The organism is Streptomyces sp. NPDC056231, assembly GCF_048270745.1.
GTDB lineage: Bacteria > Actinomycetota > Actinomycetes > Streptomycetales > Streptomycetaceae > Streptomyces.
This window is the reverse complement of sequence record NZ_JBLVKW010000032.1, coordinates 30,144-50,312: the sequence shown is the minus strand read 5'-3', so window position 1 is coordinate 50,312 and position 20,169 is coordinate 30,144. Positions and strand designations below refer to the sequence as shown.

General features: G+C 69.0%; 16 protein-coding genes and 4 tRNA genes. 9 read left to right on the top strand and 11 right to left on the bottom strand.

The features are described from left to right. Positions 1-26 precede the first annotated feature (26 nt). The 5 genes from ACNPQM_RS23635 to ACNPQM_RS23615 all read right to left on the bottom strand — a co-directional run bounded on the left by ACNPQM_RS23635 (position 27) and on the right by ACNPQM_RS23615 (position 1,219). Positions 27-98: transfer RNA gene (locus ACNPQM_RS23635), tRNA-Gln, on the bottom strand. Positions 99-110: 12 nt separating this feature from the next. After that, positions 111-183, bottom strand: a tRNA-Glu gene (locus ACNPQM_RS23630). A gap of 60 nt (positions 184-243) precedes the next feature. After that, a tRNA-Glu gene (locus tag ACNPQM_RS23625) sits at positions 244-316 on the bottom strand. Positions 317-340: 24 nt separating this feature from the next. Further along, positions 341-412 (bottom strand) — tRNA-Gln (locus ACNPQM_RS23620). Between the two features lie 87 nt (positions 413-499). Beyond that, positions 500-1,219 (bottom strand): HAD family hydrolase, encoded by a 720-nt coding sequence (locus ACNPQM_RS23615; RefSeq protein ID WP_418085618.1) that lies wholly within the window; start codon positions 1,217-1,219, stop codon positions 500-502. A gap of 85 nt (positions 1,220-1,304) precedes the next feature. On the opposite strand from ACNPQM_RS23615, the gene ACNPQM_RS23610 reads away from it, so the two are divergent. After that, a complete protein-coding gene (locus tag ACNPQM_RS23610; protein WP_418085617.1) occupies positions 1,305-1,805 on the top strand; it encodes a tetratricopeptide repeat protein in 501 nt (166 codons plus the stop codon). Between the two features lie 65 nt (positions 1,806-1,870). Here the strand turns inward: ACNPQM_RS23610 and gltX are convergent, their stop codons facing one another. From gltX to ACNPQM_RS23595, 3 genes are all read right to left on the bottom strand, one after another. Beyond that, complete coding sequence (gene gltX, locus ACNPQM_RS23605) at positions 1,871-3,343, bottom strand: glutamate--tRNA ligase (RefSeq protein ID WP_418085616.1); 1,473 nt, start codon at positions 3,341-3,343, stop codon at positions 1,871-1,873. Continuing rightward, positions 3,336-4,118: a fumarylacetoacetate hydrolase family protein gene (locus tag ACNPQM_RS23600; RefSeq protein ID WP_358861098.1), complete on the bottom strand. Its 783-nt coding sequence runs from the start codon at positions 4,116-4,118 to the stop codon at positions 3,336-3,338. Before ACNPQM_RS23600 ends, gltX begins: the two co-directional genes overlap by 8 nt. 82 nt (positions 4,119-4,200) lie before the next feature. Continuing rightward, on the bottom strand, positions 4,201-4,395 hold the full coding sequence (locus ACNPQM_RS23595) for a hypothetical protein (RefSeq protein WP_418085615.1): 195 nt from the start codon (positions 4,393-4,395) through the stop codon (positions 4,201-4,203). Positions 4,396-4,973: 578 nt separating this feature from the next. On the opposite strand from ACNPQM_RS23595, the gene ACNPQM_RS23590 reads away from it, so the two are divergent. The 8 genes from ACNPQM_RS23590 (at position 4,974) to ACNPQM_RS23555 (ending at position 15,463) form a co-directional block, all read left to right on the top strand. Further along, positions 4,974-8,657, top strand: a complete 3,684-nt coding sequence (locus ACNPQM_RS23590; RefSeq protein ID WP_418085614.1) for a nitrate- and nitrite sensing domain-containing protein — start codon at positions 4,974-4,976, stop codon at positions 8,655-8,657. A gap of 9 nt (positions 8,658-8,666) precedes the next feature. Further along, complete coding sequence (locus ACNPQM_RS23585; protein ID WP_006127850.1) at positions 8,667-9,080, top strand: roadblock/LC7 domain-containing protein; 414 nt, start codon at positions 8,667-8,669, stop codon at positions 9,078-9,080. Positions 9,081-9,213: 133 nt separating this feature from the next. Then, positions 9,214-9,621 (top strand): DUF742 domain-containing protein, encoded by a 408-nt coding sequence (locus ACNPQM_RS23580; RefSeq protein WP_358861101.1) that lies wholly within the window; start codon positions 9,214-9,216, stop codon positions 9,619-9,621. Continuing rightward, positions 9,602-10,183, top strand: a complete 582-nt coding sequence (locus ACNPQM_RS23575) for a GTP-binding protein (RefSeq protein WP_358861102.1) — start codon at positions 9,602-9,604, stop codon at positions 10,181-10,183. Before ACNPQM_RS23580 ends, ACNPQM_RS23575 begins: the two co-directional genes overlap by 20 nt. Before the next feature lie 359 nt (positions 10,184-10,542). Beyond that, on the top strand, positions 10,543-13,740 hold the full coding sequence (locus ACNPQM_RS23570) for a nitrate- and nitrite sensing domain-containing protein (RefSeq protein ID WP_418085613.1): 3,198 nt from the start codon (positions 10,543-10,545) through the stop codon (positions 13,738-13,740). A gap of 10 nt (positions 13,741-13,750) precedes the next feature. Next, positions 13,751-14,164 carry a roadblock/LC7 domain-containing protein gene (locus tag ACNPQM_RS23565; RefSeq protein ID WP_006127847.1) on the top strand — a complete coding sequence of 138 codons (414 nt, stop codon included), beginning with the start codon at positions 13,751-13,753 and terminating at the stop codon, positions 14,162-14,164. A gap of 89 nt (positions 14,165-14,253) precedes the next feature. Then, positions 14,254-14,901, top strand: coding sequence for a DUF742 domain-containing protein (locus tag ACNPQM_RS23560; protein ID WP_358861104.1), 648 nt, complete (start codon positions 14,254-14,256; stop codon positions 14,899-14,901). Then, positions 14,882-15,463, top strand: coding sequence for a GTP-binding protein (locus ACNPQM_RS23555; RefSeq protein ID WP_014048542.1), 582 nt, complete (start codon positions 14,882-14,884; stop codon positions 15,461-15,463). The genes ACNPQM_RS23560 and ACNPQM_RS23555 overlap by 20 nt, the downstream gene beginning before the upstream one ends. 134 nt (positions 15,464-15,597) lie before the next feature. Here the strand turns inward: ACNPQM_RS23555 and ACNPQM_RS23550 are convergent, their stop codons facing one another. The 3 genes from ACNPQM_RS23550 to ACNPQM_RS23540 form a co-directional block, all read right to left on the bottom strand. Continuing rightward, positions 15,598-15,801 (bottom strand): acyl-CoA carboxylase subunit epsilon, encoded by a 204-nt coding sequence (locus ACNPQM_RS23550; RefSeq protein ID WP_358862745.1) that lies wholly within the window; start codon positions 15,799-15,801, stop codon positions 15,598-15,600. A 63-nt stretch (positions 15,802-15,864) separates the two neighbouring features. Further along, positions 15,865-17,448 (bottom strand): acyl-CoA carboxylase subunit beta, encoded by a 1,584-nt coding sequence (locus ACNPQM_RS23545; protein WP_358862744.1) that lies wholly within the window; start codon positions 17,446-17,448, stop codon positions 15,865-15,867. Positions 17,449-17,708: 260 nt separating this feature from the next. After that, positions 17,709-20,042, bottom strand: coding sequence for a polysaccharide lyase 8 family protein (locus tag ACNPQM_RS23540; RefSeq protein ID WP_418085632.1), 2,334 nt, complete (start codon positions 20,040-20,042; stop codon positions 17,709-17,711). Positions 20,043-20,169: the final 127 nt, after the last annotated feature.

Below are 20,169 nucleotides of genomic sequence, written 5' to 3'. Positions count from 1 at the left end.
GCGTGTTGTACAGATGAATATCTGCGCTGGGCTACCAGGACTCGAACCTAGAATGACGGTACCAGAAACCGTAGTGTTGCCAATTACACCATAGCCCATGGTGAAAACCGTACCCCCGACCGGATTCGAACCGGCGCTACTGCCGTGAGAGGGCAGCGTGCTAGGCCGCTACACAACGGGGGCCCTAGCGATCCTGCATCGAGATCGTGGGTGCGACCCAGATGATCTCGCGGGAAGGATCTGTACCCCCGACCGGATTCGAACCGGCGCTACTGCCGTGAGAGGGCAGCGTGCTAGGCCGCTACACAACGGGGGCGTGTTGTACAGATGAATATCTGCGCTGGGCTACCAGGACTCGAACCTAGAATGACGGTACCAGAAACCGTAGTGTTGCCAATTACACCATAGCCCACCAAAACTCAACCCCCAGAGGGGATTTTGTTCGGCTTGCGCTTCCCGACCGGATCTTCCGGCCCGCTCGGGCGGCGCAGAAAGAACATTACCCGAAGGTGTCCGGCGCTCCAAAACGGGTATCGCCTGCCAGCAGTCCGGGGAGCTGATCGAGGCCGGTGATGCGCTCCAGTTCGGGCCGTCCGCCGCGCCCTCCCCGGTCCAGCCAGATCCCCTTCAGCCCCGCCGCCACTGCCCCGGCTGCATCGATGTCCGGATGGTCTCCGACGTACACGACGTCCTGCGGCTCCAGCCCGAGCGCCTCACAGGCGGCATGGAACGCGCCGGCCTCGGGCTTGGAGATGCCGAGCTCCACGGCGCACACCACGGCCTCGAAACGGTCCCGCACTCCGAGGATGCGCAGCTTGCGGTCCTGATTGACGATGCTGGAGTTCGACAGGACGGCCTGCCGGTAGCGGCCGGCCAGCACGTCCAGGACCCGCAGGGCGTCCGGGAAGAGCGACCAGGCGGCCTCGTAGTGCGCGAGATGCCGGGCAAACCACTCGTCGGCCTCCGCGTCCGTGAGGGGCCGTCCGAGGAACGAACGGACCCGGTCCCGGCGCTGCCCCTGGAAGTCGGTCTCCCCGGCGGCGAAACGCGCCCAGTGGACGTCGGTGATCGCCCGCCACGCATCGAGGGCCTGCGCGGCAGAACCGTATCCGCCGGGCAGGCCCTCGCCCTCCAGATGTTTCTGCAGGCCGACGCGGTCGGCGCCCGTGTAGTCGAAGATCGTGTCGTCGATGTCCCAGAGCACGGCTCGGATCGGCATACGGCCACGCTACCGCCCGCCCCGCGAGGGGGCCGGGAAATGCCCTGGACGCCGTCCGCGACGCCCGGCCTGTGACAATGCGTGCATGAGTGAGCGCGACAGAGACGGTCTGCTGGCCGAGGCCATCGGGCTGCGCGAGCAGGGGCAGGCGGAAGAAGCCAGAGAGCGGCTGCTGATGCTTGCCGCCGGGCATCCCGAGGACGCGGAAGTGGCGTACCAGACCGCCTGGGTCCATGACGTGCTGGGCCTGGAGGCCGAAGCCGTCCCCTTCTACGAACGCAGCCTGCGGGGCGCCGGGCTGCCGGAGGAGGACCGCCGCGGTGCGCTGCTCGGGCTCGGCAGCACCTACCGGGTACTGGGTCGGTGCACAAAGGCCGTCGAGACGCTGCGACTTGGCGTCGCGGAGTTCCCCGAGGACGGCGCCCTGCAGTCCTTCCTCGCGATGGCCCTGTTCAACACCGGGCAGCATCACGAAGCCGTGCAGATCCTGCTGAGACTGATCGCCACGACCAGTCAGGACGCCTATGTGCAGCGGTACCGGCGGGCCATCGAGCACTACGCGCGGGACCTCGACGAGACCCTCTGAGGCATGCAGAAGGGGCGGTCACCGGTACGGACCGGTGACCGCCCCCTCGGGCGTACAGGAGACGCTTACGCGGCCAGCTTCGCCATGGCCGCGTCGATGCGGGCGATCGTCCTCTCGCGGCCCAGGATCTCCAGGGACTCGAAGAGCGGCAGACCGATCGTGCGGCCGGTGACGGCGACGCGGACCGGGGCCTGGGCCTTGCCGAGCTTCAGGCCGTGCTCCTCACCGGCGGCGAGGATGGCGTTCTTGAGCGCCTCGGCGTTCCACTCGGCGCCGATCAGCTTGGCCCGGGCAGTGGTGAGCAGGGCGTCGGAGCCCTCCTTCATCGCCTTGTTCCAGGACGCCTCGTCCTCGACCGGCTCGTCGAGGAAGAGGAAGTCGACGTTGGCCGTGATGTCCGAGAGGACGGTGACGCGGGTCTGTGCGTGCGGGGCGATGGCCTCGAACTGCGCTGCGTCGAAGGCCTCCGGGGCCCACGGGGCGAACGGCGCCTTCAGCCAGGGGCCACACGCCTCGGTGAAGGTCTTCACATCGAGCATGCGGATGTGCTCGGCGTTGATGTGCTCGCACTTCTTCAGGTCGAAGCGCGCCGGGTTGGCGTTGACGTCCTTGATGTCGAACGCGGCCACCATCTCCTCGACGGAGAAGATGTCGCGGTCCTCGGCGATCGACCAGCCGAGCAGCGAGAGGTAGTTGAGCAGCCCCTCGGGGACGAAGCCGCGCTCACGGTAGAGGTTGAGCGAGGCCTGCGGGTCGCGCTTGGAGAGCTTCTTGTTGCCCTCGCCCATGACGTACGGGAGGTGACCGAACGCGGGGGTGTCCTTGGCGATGCCGAGCTCGATCAGCGCCTTGTAGAGCGCGAGCTGGCGCGGGGTGGAGGAGAGCAGGTCCTCACCGCGCAGGACGTGGGTGATCTCCATCAGCGCGTCGTCGACCGGGTTGACGAGCGTGTAGAGCGGGGCACCGTTGGCCCGGACGATGCCGTAGTCCGGCACGTTCTCCGGCTGGAAGGTCAGCTCACCGCGGACCAGGTCCGTGAAGGTGAGCGCCTCGTCGGGCATCCGGAAGCGGACGATGGACGTCCGGCCCTCGGCCTCGTACGCGGCAATCTGCTCGGCGCTCAGGTCGCGGCAGTGACCGTCGTAGCCGGACGGCTTGCCGGCGGCGCGGGCGGCTTCGCGGCGGTCGTCGAGCTCCTCGGTGGTGCAGTAGCAGTGGTACGCGTACCCGCCGGTCAGGAGCTTCTCGGCGACATCCTTGTAGATGTCCATGCGCTGCGACTGCCGGTACGGGGCGTGCGGGCCGCCGACCTCGGGACCTTCGTCCCAGTCGAAGCCGAGCCAGCGCATCGAGTCGAGCAGCTGGTTGTACGACTCCTCGGAGTCGCGGGCCGCGTCGGTGTCCTCGATGCGGAAGACCAGGGTGCCGCCGTGGTGCCGGGCGAACGCCCAGTTGAACAGTGCGGTGCGGACGAGGCCCACGTGGGGGTTGCCGGTCGGGGAGGGACAGAAACGTACACGGACGGGTGCGTTAACCACGCTTGATCACCTTGTTGGTGAGAGTGCCGATGCCTTCGATGGTGACGGCGACCTCGTCGCCGACGTGCAGGGGCCCGACCCCTGCCGGGGTGCCGGTGAGGATCACGTCGCCCGGGAGCAGCGTCATCGCCTCCGTGATGTGGACAACCAGGTCCTCGATGGAGCGGATCATTTCGCTCGTACGGCCCAGTTGGCGTTGCTCGCCGTTGACCGTGGTCTGGATGGCGAGGTCGCTGGGGTCGAGGTCGGTCTCCACCCAGGGGCCGAGCGGGCAGGACGTGTCGAAGCCCTTTGCCCGGGCCCACTGCTTCTCACGCTGCTGGGCATCGCGGGCGGTGACGTCGTTGGCGCAGGTGTAGCCGAAGATGACGTCCTTGACCCGCTCACGCGGCACTTCGCGGCACATACGGCCGATGACGACGGCCAGCTCGGCCTCGTAGTGCACTTCGTTGGAGAAGGAGGGGTACTCGATGGCGTCCCCGGAGCCGATCACCGAGGTGGTGGGCTTGAAGAAGGCGACCGGTACGTCCGGGACCTCGTTGCCGAGTTCGGCGGCGTGCTCCGCGTAGTTGCGGCCGATGGCCACGACCTTGTTGGGGAGCACGGGCGGCAGAAGCCGGACCTTGCTCAGCGGGACCTTGGTGCCGGAGAGCTCGAAGTCGGCATACGGAATGCCCTTGATGATGTCGAGGACGAGGTCGGAGCCGACGGTGCCGTCGCCCTCGACTGCGCCGAAGGCGACATTGCCGTCGATGGAGAACCTGGCGATGCGCACGGGATGCTGTCGCCCCTCACTTGCTGGCTGGCGGAAGACTGACGCTCCAGGCTAACGCGGGTGAGGGGGACAACCGCGCCCATTACCCGGCGGTCGAGGCGGCTGCTGCGGCCGGGGCCACCATGAGGACGGTGCGACGCGGGTTGGCCGTCTGTGCCGGCAGCTCGACGGCGTGCTCCGGCTGCTCCGGCGTCTGCAGCGCTTCGGCGTCCTTGAGGTGCGCCAGCGTGATGCGCCGGGGGTTGGCAATGGTGCGGACCATCATCGTCGTCTTCATCTGCCGTTCGGACCCTGTCGGTACGGGCGCCACCCGGAGGGGCGCCGGTTGTCGGATTTGCCATCCCTGTAAAGCGCCAGGCTAAACATTCAATTCCCTCCGGATCTCCGGAAGAGACGGCGATCATGATGTGAGTTTGCTCACGACCGCGTGGATAATTACCTCATTTCGGGCGGTCGATCCAGGTCGGGGAAACGGACATTGCACCACTGAATGAATCATTCCGCTCCCGATCATCTCGACTGGGACACTCTCCACTCCCACCCGTTGCGCCCTCTATCGCCCCCTTTGACCATGAACACGCTCCACGGTTGGTGACTCGTCCATCACAACGTGTCACCCAGGTCGCAGCCCGGTACGCGGGCCTTGTTGGAGATCCGGCACTGTGCTGGAATTCCACGCACCGCCGCGGGTTTCAGGCCGGCGAGCAGGGGGCGCAACGCAGCGCCGAGTGGCGGCGGGAAGGGGAAGAGCGCCGGTCACTCACGACCACCAGGGGCGGGTACAACGCCCCACGACGCCGACACCGTCCCGCCCGTCTACGCGGAGGGACGCCTGGTCCAGAGGTTGCGACGCTAGTGCAGGGACGTTTCAAAAGGGATGGCAGCGCTGCGGCGGAACAGGAGCCGCGCGGCGGGACCGACCGCGGTTCCTCGCCCCAGCACGCCCAGAACCCGGGACCGGCCGCGGCCGGCGACAACGGCGAGCGCGCTCCGCGCTCCGGTGCCACGGAGAACAGCGGAACCGACCCGGCCGCTCCGCTCAAGCCCCGGGGGCCCGTCAGTGCGGGTTCACGCGTGGCTCTGCGCAACTGGCGCATCAGCACGCGCCTGGTCTCCCTGCTCGCTCTTCCGGTAGTCGCCGCGACCACCCTGGGTGGTCTGCGCATCAACGACTCCATGAACGACATGCAGCAGCTGGACCACATGCAGCTGCTCACCAAGATGACCAAGCAGGCGACCTTTCTCGCCCAGAAGCTCCAGGAGGAGCGCGACAGGTCGGCGGGTCCGCTGTCCAACGGCGTGAAGGCCGATGACTTCAAGGTCACCGAGCCGCGCAAGACCACCGACCGGGCGAAGACCGCCTTCCTGCAGACGACGAACGAGATCGGCGACACCCAGGGCGACGACGCCCTGAAGTCGATCAAGGCGAGCGTCGACCAGATCGCCACCCAGCTCGGTCAGATCCACGACATCCGCAAGACGGCGTACGAGGACGGCAGCCCGAGTCTCCAGACCGTCGACAAGTACAGCCAGCTGATCACCTCGCTGCTGAGCCTCTCGCAGGACATGGCGCAGGCGACCAGCAACCCGGAGATGATCAAGCGGACCCGTGCCCTGGCGTCCTTCTCCTCCGCCAAGGAGTACGCGTCGATCGAACGGGCGATCATCGCCGCGGCCCTGCCGGGCGGGGGCGGCAGCCTCAAGGGATCGCACCTCGACGAGAACGACAAACAGTTCGGCAAGGCCGCCCTCGCCAAGGAGCGGCTGGCCATGAAGGCGTTCAGTGCGAACTACGCGGCCACCGGTCAGAACGCCGACCAGCTGACGGCGTCGCTGAAGAACGGCAACCCGGAGATCAAGGCCGCCGACGCCTACGCCTCGCAGGTGCTCGAAACCCCCAACGGCATGGCGGGGGCGCAGCGGCGCTCGTACCTGGACTGGTACGAACAGAGCTCCACCAAGCTCAACGCGATGCAGACCATCGAGCAGACCCTCCTCAGCGACATGGAGGGCAAGGCCCGCGAGCTCCGCGACGCGTCGAAGCGCGAAGCCATCATCAGCGGTGCGCTCATCCTGCTCGTCCTCGGTGTCTCCCTGGTCGGTGCCTTCGTCGTCGCCCGGTCCATGATCCGCTCGCTGCGGCGGCTGCAGGACACCGCGACCCGGGTCGCCCAGGACCGGCTGCCCGAACTCGTCAAGCAGCTCTCCGAGTCGGACCCGCAGGACGTCGACACCTCGGTCGAGTCCGTCGGTGTGCACTCCCGGGACGAGATCGGCCAGGTGGCCGCGGCCTTCGACGACGTGCACCGCGAGGCGGTCCGCCTCGCCGCCGAGCAGGCCCTCCTGCGGGGCAACGTCAACGCGATGTTCACCAACCTCTCGCGGCGTTCGCAGGGTCTCATTCAGCGTCAGCTCTCGCTCATCTCCGAGCTGGAGTCCCGCGAGGCCGACCCGGACCAGCTGTCCTCGCTCTTCAAGCTCGACCACCTCGCGACCCGTATGCGCCGTAACGGCGAGAACCTCCTCGTCCTCGCGGGCGAGGAGCCGGGCCGCCGGTGGACCCGCCCCGTCCCGCTGGTCGACGTGCTCCGTGCCGCCGCCTCCGAGGTGGAGCAGTACGAGCGCATCGAACTGGCCGCGGTGCCCGCCACCGAAGTGGCCGGCCGCGTGGTCAACGACCTCGTGCACCTGCTCGCCGAGCTGCTGGAGAACGCCACCTCGTTCTCCTCGCCGCAGACGAAGGTCCGGGTCACCGGTCACGCACTGCCCGACGGGCGGGTGCTCGTGGAGATCCACGACACCGGCATCGGTCTCTCCCCCGAGGACCTCGCGGCCATCAACGAGCGGCTCGCGTCGCCGCCCACCGTGGACGTCTCCGTCTCCCGCCGCATGGGTCTGTTCGTGGTCGGTCGGCTGTCGCTGCGTCACGGCATCCGGATCCAGCTGCGGCCGTCCGACTCCGGTGGCACGACCGCACTGGTCATGCTCCCCGTCGATGTCGCACACGGCGGCAAGCAGCCGGTCTCGAAGCAGACGCCGGGTCAGCAGCAGTCCGCCCCGGGCGGTCTGCTCGCCGGCGGCAACGGCGCGGGCAACGGCAACCGTCCGGGTCCCGGCGGTGCTCCGCGGGGTCTCGGCGCGGCTCCCCGTGGACAGCGCGAGCAGGTCGGTGCGGGACCCGGTCCGCGCGCGGCGCTGCCGGCGCGCGACCAGGGTTCCCACCAGCAGCCGAACCAGCAGCATCAGCAGGGTCAGCAGAACGCCGGCTTCCAGAACTCCGGTTTCCAGAACGCCGGCCCGCAGGACGCTTCGCGGCAGGATCCGCCGCGTCAGGGCGGCGGGCTGTCCGGCGCCTTCGGCGGCAGTGCGCGGCTCGGCGCCCGCGGCGACCAGGGCGATTCCGGTCGTACGGAGTCGGGTCAGACCGACCTGTTCGCTCAGAACCGGCCGGGTCAGGCCGGTCAGCAGAACGGTCCGGGTCCCTGGCAGGCCCCGCAGCAGCCCCGGTACAACGCTCCCGACGGCCAGGACGGCTTCCAGCAGCCTGGCGGTCCGGGTAACCCCGGCCGTCAACTGCCGCCCGTCGGCGGTCCGCGCGCCGAGCTGCCCGGTGGCAACCCGCAGCCGCAGCGCCCGCAGACCACCAGCTGGGGCACCGAGGACCCGTCGGTCCCGCGGCATGCTCCGCTCGACGCCCCGCGCGGTCACGAGGAGCCTGAGTCCACCGGCCAGTTCCAGCAGCCGATGAGTCCGTCCATGGACCGGCGCCCGCCGATGGACGACCTGCAGGGGCCGGGCTCCACCGCCGAGTTCGCCCGCCCGGACTTCTCGGCCCCGGCCCCGCAGCACCAGGACCCCGCGAGCACCTCGCAGTTCGCCCGCCCGGACTTCGGTGTCCCGCAGTCCTCCCAGGACCAGGGCATGCCCGGACCGCGTCAGCGCGGCCTGGACACCGGGGACTTCGGTGCGCCGCGTCCGGCCGCCGCTCCCGCCCCCGAGGCGCAGTACCGCCCGGTGCTGCCGCCCCAGCCCCAGCCCGAGGCACTGCCTCCGTCAGGTCTCGGGGACGGTCGTACCCCGCTGTACGACACGCTGGAGACGAACTGGTTCCACGGCCCGCAGCAGGGCGGCCAGCAGCCGTCCGCCGAGCCGCAGGCGCCGGGCGCCCCTCAGCAGTCCACCCCTGATCGTCCCGCTCCCCCCATGCCGCGCCGCGGCGCGGGCGACACCGGCACCACCAGCTCCTGGCGTGCCTCGCCGAACGACGAACTCGTACGGCAGGCAGAGCGGGCCAAGAAGCCCGCAGCAGGCGGAATCACCACTTCCGGACTGCCTCGCCGGGTGCCGCGTGCCAATCTGGTGCCGGGCACCGCCCAGCAGCAGAACCACCAGTCCGGTCCTCAGGTTTCGCGTGCGCCCGATGATGTACGCGGGCGCCTGACCAATCTCCGCCGGGGTATCCAGCAGGGTCGGCAGGCCAACAACGACCAGTCGACCGGCAGTTTCCCACTCGGCCCCACTCACCAGCAGGAGCGTTAGTTGAGCCCGATGAGTCAGGCCGCGCAGAATCTGAACTGGTTGATCACCAACTTCGTGGACAACACCCCCGGGGTGTCGCACACGGTGGTGGTCTCCGCCGACGGACTCCTGCTGGCCATGTCCGAAGGATTCCCGCGCGACCGTGCCGACCAGCTGGCGGCCGTTGCTTCCGGGCTCACCTCGCTGACCGCGGGCGCCTCCCGGATCTTCGAGGGCGGCGCTGTCAGCCAGACCGTGGTGGAGATGGAACGCGGGTTCCTCTTCCTGATGTCCATCTCTGACGGCTCCTCACTGGCCGTGCTCGCCCACCCGGACGCCGACATCGGTCTGGTCGGGTACGAGATGGCCCTCCTGGTCGACCGCGCGGGCACGGTCCTCACCCCGGACCTCCGTGCCGAACTCCAGGGCAGCCTGCTCCACTAGGCGGCGATGAACCGGTGACCGACACGATTGCCCCAGGTACCGCACCCCAACCCTCGCCCGTCCGGCCGTTTCAACCCCCCACCGGCCCCTTCAGACGGCAAGCCGACCCCTTGCTGTCACGCCCGGAGGATTCATGACCCCGCCACCCGCCTCACCCGATCCGTACGGCGCACTGCACCACGCGTCGTACGAAGGTGAAGGCGACCAGCCGCTGGTCCGTCCCTATGCCATGACCGGTGGCCGGACCCGGCCGCGCTACCAGCTCGCCATAGAGGCCCTGGTCTCCACCACGGCCGACCCGGCGCATCTGGCGACGCTGCTCCCGGAGCACCAGCGGATCTGCCACCTCTGCCGTGAGGTCAAGTCGGTGGCCGAGGTATCGGCGCTGCTGTCGATGCCACTCGGTGTGGCCCGGATTCTCGTCGCGGATCTGGCGGAAGCCGGCATGGTGGCCATCCACCAGCCGGGCAACGGAGAGGCCGGCGGCACGCCGGATGTGACACTGCTCGAAAGGGTGCTCAGTGGACTTCGCAAGCTCTAGCGGCGGAGCGGCCCGGGCCACCACCTCGGCGAAGATCGTGGTGGCGGGCGGCTTCGGCGTGGGTAAGACCACGTTCGTCGGTGCCGTTTCGGAGATCAACCCGCTGCGTACCGAAGCCGTGATGACGTCCGCGTCCGCGGGCATCGACGACCTGACTCACACCGGCGGCAAGACCACCACGACGGTGGCCATGGACTTCGGCCGTATCACCCTGGACCAGGACCTGATCCTGTACCTCTTCGGTACCCCCGGTCAGGACCGCTTCTGGTTCATGTGGGACGACCTGGTCCGCGGCGCGATCGGCGCCGTCGTCCTGGTGGACACCCGGCGTCTCGCCGACTGCTTCCCGGCCGTCGACTACTTCGAGAACAGCGGCCTGCCCTTCGTCATCGCCCTCAACGGCTTCGACGGACACCAGCCGTACACACCGGACGAGGTGCGCGAGGCCCTGCAGATCGGCCCCGACACCCCGATCATCACGACGGATGCCCGCCACCGCGGCGACGCGAAGAGCGCGCTCATCACGCTCGTGGAGCACGCGCTGATGGCCCGGCTGAAGTAGCCGAAAGCTCGCCGCAAGTCGGTATGGGCATACGGCAGTTGCCGTAGTCGCACGGGGGCGGACTGTGTCCTTTGACACGATCCGCCCCCGTGTTCATAACGTTTCGACAGAGAATTGCCCGGGCTTCGACACCCGATGCGTTCGGCCGGTATCACTGTGCTCACATGAGCCCCGCCTTTTGACGGGGCTCGCTCTTTATGCCCGTTTTATCTGAGGCTTGGACCGCTCGGAATGGCTCATTCCGAGTGTTTGGAACGCGGCCGGTCCCCGTGCTGCAATTCGACGAAACTCCCGAGTAGTACGGCCCTGAACGAAAAACGGCACAGCGTAGGTGCCGACGCCGAGAGGTTGTTGGTCGAGTGAGGCGTAGCAGCAAGGGCTCCGCAGTTCAGCCGGAGCGGGACAATTTCACCCCGCCGCCGCGCACCGCGGCGTCACCCGCCGACGTGTCCGAACAGGCACCGGCCGGTGGCAGCACCAGCCGGCTGTCCCCCCGCAACTGGCGGGTGCCCACCCGGCTGAACGCCATCCTCCTGATCCCTGTACTGGTCGGCCTCATCATGGGCGGCTTCCAGGTGAAGGGGTCGATCGACACGTGGAAAGAGGCCGAGGATGCCGAGAAGACCGCGCTGATCGTCCGCGCGGCCTCGGAGTACGGGCAGGCACTGCTCAACGAGCGTGACCTCACCGCGCAGTCCCTGTTGTCGAACAAGCGTGACGCCGCGGTCGTCTCCGAGGCGCGCACCACCACTGACGCCGCCGCCGCCAAGTTCGACGACGCCGTGCAGGGCATGCCGAAGGATCAGGGCCTGGAGCGCCGTCTCCAGCTGTTCAAGCAGGAGGAGCCCAACCTCCCCGACCTGCGCAAGGCCGCCTACGCCGAGGCCATGGACCCGGTGAAGACGGAAGAGGGCTACGTCAAGGTTCAGCACTCCCTGATGGAGTTCAGCAACGAACTCGGCCTCGGCACCGGCAACATCACCAGCTACGGCCGTACGGTCTACGCGATCGAGCTGGCCAAGGCGGCAGAATCGCTCCAGCGCTCCATCGGTATGCACCTGCTGGTGCGCCCGAGCCAGGAAGGCCCCAAGTTCGACGCCCAGGTCAAGGCGTTCGGCTCGTACAACTACCTGGAGCAGATCGCCCTCGGCGAGTTCGTCTCCGGTGGTACGGAGGCCGACTCCGCGCGGCTGAAGCAGGTCATGGCCGATATGGCGGCCGAGGGCGCGAAGAAGCTGAAGACCGCCAAGGAGCAGGCCGACGCGGCCGGTGTGCCGTTCGTCGCGCCGCCCAGCATCGACGGCTCGGTCTACGACGGGATGGCCCAGCAGATCGGTCAGGGCAAGTCGCCTCAGAAGCTGGCCGCCAAGGGCATCACGCCCGAGACCTGGATGGCCGCCGCGACCGCCAAGTTCGACGGCTACACCACGGTCGAGGACGAGCTCGTCGACAAGGCGGTGACCGAGGCCGCGGACATCTCGTCCAGCGCCAGGACCGACGCCGTCGTCAACGCCGCGATCGTGCTGGTGGCCCTGCTGGCCGCGTTCTTCCTGGCCGGGCTCATGGCCCGGCAGATGAGCCGCTCGATGCGCCAGCTGCGTACCGCTGCCTTCGGGATCGCCGAGCAGCGGCTGCCGATGCTGGTCGACCAGCTGTCGCGGACCGAGCCGGGCCGGGTCGACACCCGGGTCCAGCCGATTCCGATCACCAGCCGGGACGAGATCGGCGAGGTCGCCCGCGCCTTCGACCAGGTGCACCGCGAGGCGGTGCGGCTCGCGGCCGAGCAGGCCATGCTGCGGGGCAACGTCAACGCGATCTTCACCAACCTGTCGCGCCGCAACCAGTCGCTGATCGAGGGCCAGCTGACCCTCATCACCCACCTGGAGAACAACGAGGCCGACCCGGACCAGCTGGAGAGCCTCTTCCGGCTCGACCACCTCGCGACCCGTATGCGCCGCAACGGTGAAAACCTCCTCGTCCTCGCCGGCGAGGAGCCGGGCCGCCGCTGGAACCAGCCGGTTCCGCTGGTCGACGTCCTGCGGGCCGCCTCCTCCGAGGTGGAGTCGTACGAGCGCATCGAGCTCGCCGGTGTCCCGGAGACCGAGATCCACGGTCAGGCCGTCACCGACCTCGTGCACCTGCTTGCCGAACTGCTGGAGAACGCCACCACGTTCTCCTCGCCCCAGACCAAGGTCCGCGTCACCGCCACCCGGCTGCCGGACAGCCGCGTGATGATCGAGATCCACGACAAGGGCATCGGCCTCACCGCCGAGGACTTCGCGGACATCAACCACAAGCTGGCCAACCCGCCGACCGTGGACGCCTCGGTCTCCCAGCGGATGGGACTCTTCGTGGTCGGCCGGCTGGCCGACCGGCACGGCATCCGGGTCCAGCTGCGCCCCTCGGGCGAACAGGCCGGAACCACCTCGCTGGTCATGCTGCCGGACGCGATCACCCACGGCGGCGGGGGCGAGAGCATCGGCTCCACGGACCCCCAGGACGACTTCGCCGTCTCCTCGATCATCCCGCAGCAGTCGTCGTTCGAGCCGGAGCCGCAGCAGCCCCGACTGCGCACGGCGGCCGAACTCGGCTTCGACGACTCCCGGTACGAGCAGCCGGCCGACGCCGCGCAGCTGGACCCGGTGGGCCGATCACTGATGCGTGAGGAGCGCCGGGCGGCGATAGAGGCCCAGACGGGCGGTGAGCGCCCGCAGTTCGCGGACGCGCCGTTCGCGGACGCCTCCCTCTCCCACACCTCGTACGCCGAGGACCCGTACGCACAGGAGCCGCAGCAGGGTCAGCAGCAGGAGCAGTACGCACAGACCTCGTACGACGGTTCCTACGACCCGTACCGCGGCGGGACCGGCTATCCGGAGCAGTCCGACTACGCACCGCAGGACGGCTATCCGGAGGCAGCATATGCCGCCCGGGAGAGCGCTCAGCAGGGTTACGAGGAACAGTTCGCGGCCCAGCCCCACCAGGAAGAGTGGGCAGATCAGGGCACGTACCAGGACGCGTACGAGCCCACACCGCAGGCCGAACCGGAATCTGTCCCCAGCGCTCCCGCGGAGCCGCAGGAGCGCGTAGGCTTCGACCGTCCGGGTCCCACCCCGAACGCCGGCCACGAGCTGACCGATGCCGGTCTGCCGCGCCGGGGCGGTCAGCAGCACTGGCAGCCGACCGGCCGCGGAAACGACCAGCCCGTCTCAGCCGAGCAGCAGCCGCTGCGGCAGCAGAAGTTGCCGCAGCGGCCGTCGCCCGCGCACCAGGACGGGAACGGCTCCGACGACTGGCGCTCGACGAACGACGAGCGCTGGGAGCGGGCCGAGAAGCTCCGGGAGCCGAAGGCGGGCGGGGTCACCCCGTCCGGACTTCCCCGGCGGGTGCCCAAGGCCAATCTGGTCGAGGGCACGGCGGAGCAGACCCAGCAGGGCGGCCCTCAGGTCTCCCGCGCCCCTGAGGACGTCCGAGGCAGGTTGAGCAACCTGCGCCGGGGCATTCAACGGGGACGTAACGCTGGTTCGGACGCAAGTACTACCTACAACCAGGAGCGTTAGTGTGAGCCCGATGAGCCAGGCGGCGCAGAATCTCAACTGGTTGATCACCAACTTCGTGGACAACACCCCCGGGGTGTCGCACACGGTGGTGGTCTCCGCCGACGGACTCCTGCTGGCCATGTCCGAAGGATTCCCGCGCGACCGTGCCGACCAGCTGGCGGCCGTTGCTTCCGGTCTGACCTCGCTGACCGCGGGCGCCTCCCGGATCTTCGAGGGCGGCGCCGTGAACCAGACAGTCGTGGAGATGGAGCGAGGATTCCTCTTCATCATGTCCATCTCTGACGGATCTTCACTGGCAGTTCTTGCACATCCGGACGCCGATATCGGTCTGGTTGGGTACGAAATGGCACTTCTGGTCGACCGCGCGGGCAGTGTCCTCACCCCCGATCTCCGTGCCGAACTGCAGGGAAGTCTTCTTAACTAATAGACAGGCGGTGCGTTTCGCGCCACCGCGCCATAAGGTGCGGTGGCGCGGCCCCACTGGGACCAGGACCGGCAGTCGGAGGAGGAAACGTGGCAACACCCTCAGGCGGACACCAGTACAACGGTGGTCAGCAGGTACCGGGTGAGCAGGGGGACAACCGTTTCAACTTTCCCTCCACGCCCAGCAGACAGGGCTCGCAGCAGCCCTATCAGCCTCCTCAGCAGCCCTATCCGCCCCGACAGGCGCAGGGTGGCGGGTGGCCGCAGGCCCAGGACGGTGGGTGGCCCCAGCAGCCGCAGCACCCTCAGCGGCCGCACCGGTTGGACGCGCCCCAGCAGCCCGGGATTCAGCCGGTGCAGCCGCGGCGGGCCGCCGAGCCCGCCGCACCGGAGGCGCACAACCCGCTGGTCCGTCCGTACGCCATGACCGGCGGCCGGACCCGACCGCGATACCAGCTCGCCATTGAGGCGTTGGTCAGTACCACGGCCGATCCGTCCCGGCTGCAAGGGCAGTTGCCCGAGCACCAGCGGATCTGCCGGCTGTGCTTCGAGATCAAGTCGGTCGCCGAGATCTCGGCGCTTCTCTCGATCCCCCTCGGCGTTGCCCGGATCCTCGTAGCCGACCTGGCCGAGGCCGGACTCGTCGCTATCCATCAGCCCGGCGGCGACGAGTCCGCCGGCGGCCAGCCAGATGTGACACTGCTCGAAAGGGTGCTCAGTGGACTTCGCAAGCTCTAGCGGCGGAGCAGCCCGCTCCACTACCTCCGCGAAGATCGTGGTGGCAGGGGGCTTCGGCGTGGGTAAGACCACGTTCGTCGGTGCCGTTTCGGAGATCAACCCGCTGCGTACCGAAGCCGTGATGACGTCCGCGTCCGCGGGCATCGACGACCTGACTCACACCGGGGACAAGACCACCACGACGGTGGCCATGGACTTCGGCCGTATCACCCTGGACCAGGACCTGATCCTGTACCTCTTCGGTACCCCCGGTCAGGACCGCTTCTGGTTCATGTGGGACGACCTGGTCCGCGGCGCGATCGGCGCCGTCGTCCTGGTGGACACCCGGCGTCTCGCCGACTGCTTCCCGGCCGTCGACTACTTCGAGAACAGCGGCCTGCCCTTCGTCATCGCCCTCAACGGCTTCGACGGACACCAGCCGTACACACCGGACGAGGTGCGCGAGGCCCTGCAGATCGGCCCCGACACCCCGATCCTGACCACGGACGCCCGCCACCGTGCGGATGCCAAGAGCGCGCTCATCACCCTGGTCGAGCATGCGCTGATGGCCCGCCTGCGGTAGTCTCCGGCAGCCATGCGGAAGGCCCCGCGCTCCTTCGGGAGTACGGGGCCTTCCGCGTTGCGGGGCTTCGGCTGAAAACGAATCGCCGGACCGGCTTGATTCCAAGCCGGTCCGGCGATCGAGGACAGAGGGCCTCAGCCCTGCCAGGAGTGCGGGGCGCGGAAGCCCGGGGTGCGCTCCAGACGGCGCCAGCCCGCGGAGGTACGGCCATGGTGGGCCGGAGCGGCGGATGTGGCTGCGGCGCGGGCGAGCAGGACCGCGGTTATGGCGGCCAGCTCCTCGGGGTCGGCAAGACCCTTCTCGACGCGCAGCACGGACTCGGCAGGAACAGCGCTCATGGGATGTATCTCCGTCTTTTCGGCAGTACGTGGCGGACTGTGCGGGTGGTACGGCAGTCGCGGTTACTGCGGGGGGTTCCCGTGCTTGCGGGACGGCAGATCGGCGTGCTTGGACCGGAGCATCGCGAGCGAGGCGATCAGTACCTCGCGGGTCTCCGCAGGGTCGATGACGTCGTCGACCAGGCCGCGCTCGGCGGCGTAGTACGGATGCATCAGTTCGGCCTTGTATTCCTTGACCATGCGGATCCGCATGGCCTCCGGGTCCTCGGCGTCGGCGATCTGCCGACGGAAGATGACGTTGGCGGCACCTTCGGCGCCCATCACGGCGATCTCGTTGGTGGGCCAGGCGTAGGTCAGGTCCGCACCGATGGACTGGCTGTCCATCACGATGTACGCACCGCCGTAGGCCTTGCGCAGGATCAGCGAGATCCTCGGCACCGTGGCGTTGCAGTACGCGTAGAGCAGCTTCGCACCGTGCCGGATGATTCCACCGTGCTCCTGATCGACGCCGGGCAGGAAGCCGGGTACGTCCAAAAGGGTGATGATGGGAATGTTGAACGCATCGCACATCTGAACGAAACGGGCCGCCTTCTCCGACGCCTCGATGTCCAGGACACCGGCGAGGGACTGCGGCTGGTTGGCCACGATGCCGACGACCTGACCGTCGAGCCGGGCCAGGGCGCAGACGATGTTGCGGGCCCAGCGCTCGTGGATCTCCAGGTAGTCGCCGTCGTCGACGAGCTCCTCGATGACCTTGTGCATGTCGTACGGGCGGTTGCCGTCGGCCGGCACCAGGTCGAGCAGGACGTCGCCGCGCCGGTCGGCCGGGTCGTCGCTCGCCACGGTGGGCGGGTTCTCCCGGTTGTTGGACGGGAGCATCGACAGCAGGTACCGCACCTCGGCGATACAGGTCTCCTCGTCGTCGTACGCGAAGTGCGCGACGCCCGAGGTCTCGGCGTGCACATCGGCGCCGCCGAGGCCGTTCTGCGAGATCTCCTCGCCGGTGACCGCCTTCACGACGTCCGGTCCGGTGATGAACATCTGGGAGGTCTCGCGGACCATGAAGACGAAGTCGGTGAGAGCGGGGCTGTAGGCCGCACCGCCCGCGCACGGGCCGAGCATCACCGAGATCTGCGGGATGACGCCGGAGGCGCGCGTGTTGCGCTGGAAGATGCCGCCGTACCCGGCGAGCGCGCTGACGCCCTCCTGGATGCGGGCGCCGGCGCCGTCGTTCAGCGAGACCAGCGGGGCACCCGCCGAGATCGCCATGTCCATGATCTTGTGGATCTTGGTGGCGTGGGCCTCGCCCAGCGCGCCGCCGAAGATCCGGAAGTCGTGTGCGTAGACGAAGACCGTGCGGCCCTCGACCGTGCCCCAGCCGGTGATGACACCGTCGGTGTACGGCTTCTTCTCCTCCAGGCCGAACCCGGTCGCCCGGTGCCGGCGCAGCTGCTCGACCTCCTTGAACGAATCCGGGTCCAGGAGCAGCTCGATGCGCTCACGCGCGGTCAGCTTGCCCTTGGCGTGCTGGGCCTCGGTCGCCCGGTCGCTCGGTCCGCGCCGGGCCTGCTCGCGCAGCGCCAGCAGTTCGGTCACCCGGCCACGGGTGTCACTCGGCTCGCCCGGGGTTTCGTCCACAACGGTCATGTATCGACCCTACGAACCCGGCCAAGAAAATCCTGCCGTCGACTCTGTACAGTCTCCTGACCCGTTTCCTGGTGGAGCCGGACAGAAACGTTGCCCCATGCAGGCGAACCACCAGGGGAAGGCGGTCCTGCTTTGTGGGAGCTCTACAAAAACGGACTGTGGTGTACCGCACAAGCCCGTCACCCCGGCCGTGTGGGCCATTTGTGCTCACCGCACGCCGCCCGCCCTACGGGCGGACGACGCTGCTTTCGAAACACGCCCTAGCGGACCTCACAGCGAAGGCTAGCGCCTGCCGTGCCCGGCGCGACTCGCAGGACCAGGCGTCGGCCGGTGGCGCGCACCTCGATCCCCGGGTCGGCGGAGACGGCCTCGCGCACCGGACGCTCCCACACCACGTCCACGGGCGTCCCGCTCCGGTCGGGCCCGCTCACGCACACCGTCGTCGAGTGACGCCTCTCCCGTACGAGCACGCTCGCCGGGGCCGTGACGGAGAGCGGGCCCGCCGTGCCCGGCTGCCAGAAGTTTGCGGCGGTCAGCCCCAGCGAACGGACGGCGACGCCCTGCTGGTCCGCGGTGTTGGCCAGGACGGTCAGCCATTGCCGGTCCGCCGCGCGGGCGGCGAGCGTGCGGCGGGAGGCGCCCGGCATCAGCAGATAGAGGTACGTGGCGTCGGTGGGGTCGGTGCCGTGGTCGAGCCAGAGGGTCTGCCAGTGGCGGGTCCGCTGCTCGGTGGAACTGGTGGTGTTGATGTCGGACCAGGCTCCGTTCCTGGCCTCCCGCAGCGTCCGCAGGGCGGCGCCGCCGGGCAGCACCCAGCCGCCGTGTCCGTCGAGGTGTGCCCAGCGCGGACGGTGCCCGCCGTCGAGGGTGAACGCGGCGGAGGGTTCAGGACCGAGATTGCGGTTGTCGACGATCGTCTCGACCGGGACCCCGTCGGCGGCGCTGATGCCCGCGCCGAGACAGATGACCGTATCGGCGGCGCAGAACCAGGATTTGCGGGCCTGCAGGGTGGATCCCAGGCCCTTGACGTGCTGTCCGACGGCGGCGAACTCGCCGTCGTGCGTGCCGCCGACCCACTGGACAGCGGGCCGGGGTTCGCCCCATTCGCCACCCGCGCGGTCGGTGAGGCGCTTGGTCGAGACGGTGGTGCCGGGTAGGCGGTACCAGTCGACGGTCGGCCAGAACCAGTCGGTGTACTGGTCGCCTCCCGAACGTCCCTGCCACCAATAGAGCATCCCGGCCCCGGTGTGCCAGCCGCGCGGGTTCTCCCCGTTGCAGCATTCGTACGAGCTGATCCGCTCCGACGCCATGGAGAGGTTGGCGACCCAGCCCGGGCGGCGGTGCACGGCCCGGTCCATGGCGGTGAAGAGCGTGTGCCCGACGGGTTCGGGGGCGGCGGGTACGGCGTCGGCGGCGACGGCCGCCAGCCGGGACAGATCGGCGACACCGAACTGTGGCGCAGTGAGGATCGGGGTGACGGTGTCCCGTTCGATCCACCCCTTCACCATGGCGTTCCACCGGTCGCGCTCGGCGGCCGAGGCGCCACCGGCGAGGAGCGCGATGGCGGCGATCAGCCCCTGCCCGTGGAAGTGGTCGCTCCGCATGACCTTGCGCTCGTCGCCCTTGAGCAGCCCCCGGCTGATGGCGCGGCCGTTGACGCTGTCCATCATCAGACCGTCGTGGATGAGCGGCGCGTAGGCGTGCTCGACACTGTCGAGGATGATCTGCCGGTTGGGGTCGGTGACGGCCCAGCTGGACCCGGCGAGCAGCGCGAAGAGCCGGCCGAGGCCGTCGAGCATGACCTGCCCGTACGTTCCCGAGTAGGCGACCCAGGTGTGCTGGACGAACGACCCGTCGGCGTAGAGGCCGTCCCCCTTCGTCACGTACGGGAAGACGGGCGAGAGGGCGTCGCGGGCCAGGGCGGTCTTCACGGGGTCGCGGCCGAGGATGCCGCGCAGGGCGACGGAACGGCAGAGGTCGACGCGGTTGGCGCCGGTGGACGTACCGCTGTAGTCGCCGAGCATGGCATCGGGGATGAAGTGGTCCACCGCGGCGCAGGCGGCCTGCCGCTGTTCCTCGGTGAGGTGGTCGTGGAGGACGGCGACGATGTCCATGAGGAGACGTGGGCTGCCGATCTGCCATTCCCACCAGTTGCCGTACCGGGTGGTGGCGGGGCTGTAGATCGTCGTGGCGAGGTGGTCGAGGCCTCGGACGATGTCGGCGAGGAGCGCGGTGTCACCCGTGTGGCCGGTGCCCTGCTGGGCGTACGCCTGGGTCATCACCCACAGGCGGCTGTAGCTCGCGGTGATGCCGGACGGCGGGTCGAAGGGACGGTCGGCCCAGAGGGAGGCCGCGGCGGGGGCCATGGTGGCGCGGAACCCCGCGGCGAGTCCACCGGTCTCGGCGAGCCTAGAGGCATAGGGCTCGGCGGCGGCGTCGTATCCGGTGCCGAGCGAGAGATCGACCCAGCGCAGCCGGAGGGTGTCGAACTCGTCGGCAGGTGCGTCGGTGGCGTGGGCCTGTCCAGGGAGGGCCAGGCCCAGTGCGGTGGCGGTACTGGTGGCCAGAAAGGCACGACGTGACCAGGCGGGCAGGAGTGACACGACAAGACCTCCGGAACCTCAGTGGTATGGACCGGCCACGCGCCGGTCCATACCGGCGACGCCGCCTCCCGTGTGCCGGTCGGTCGTAACACGCGCCCACGGGAACGGGAAGGGGGCG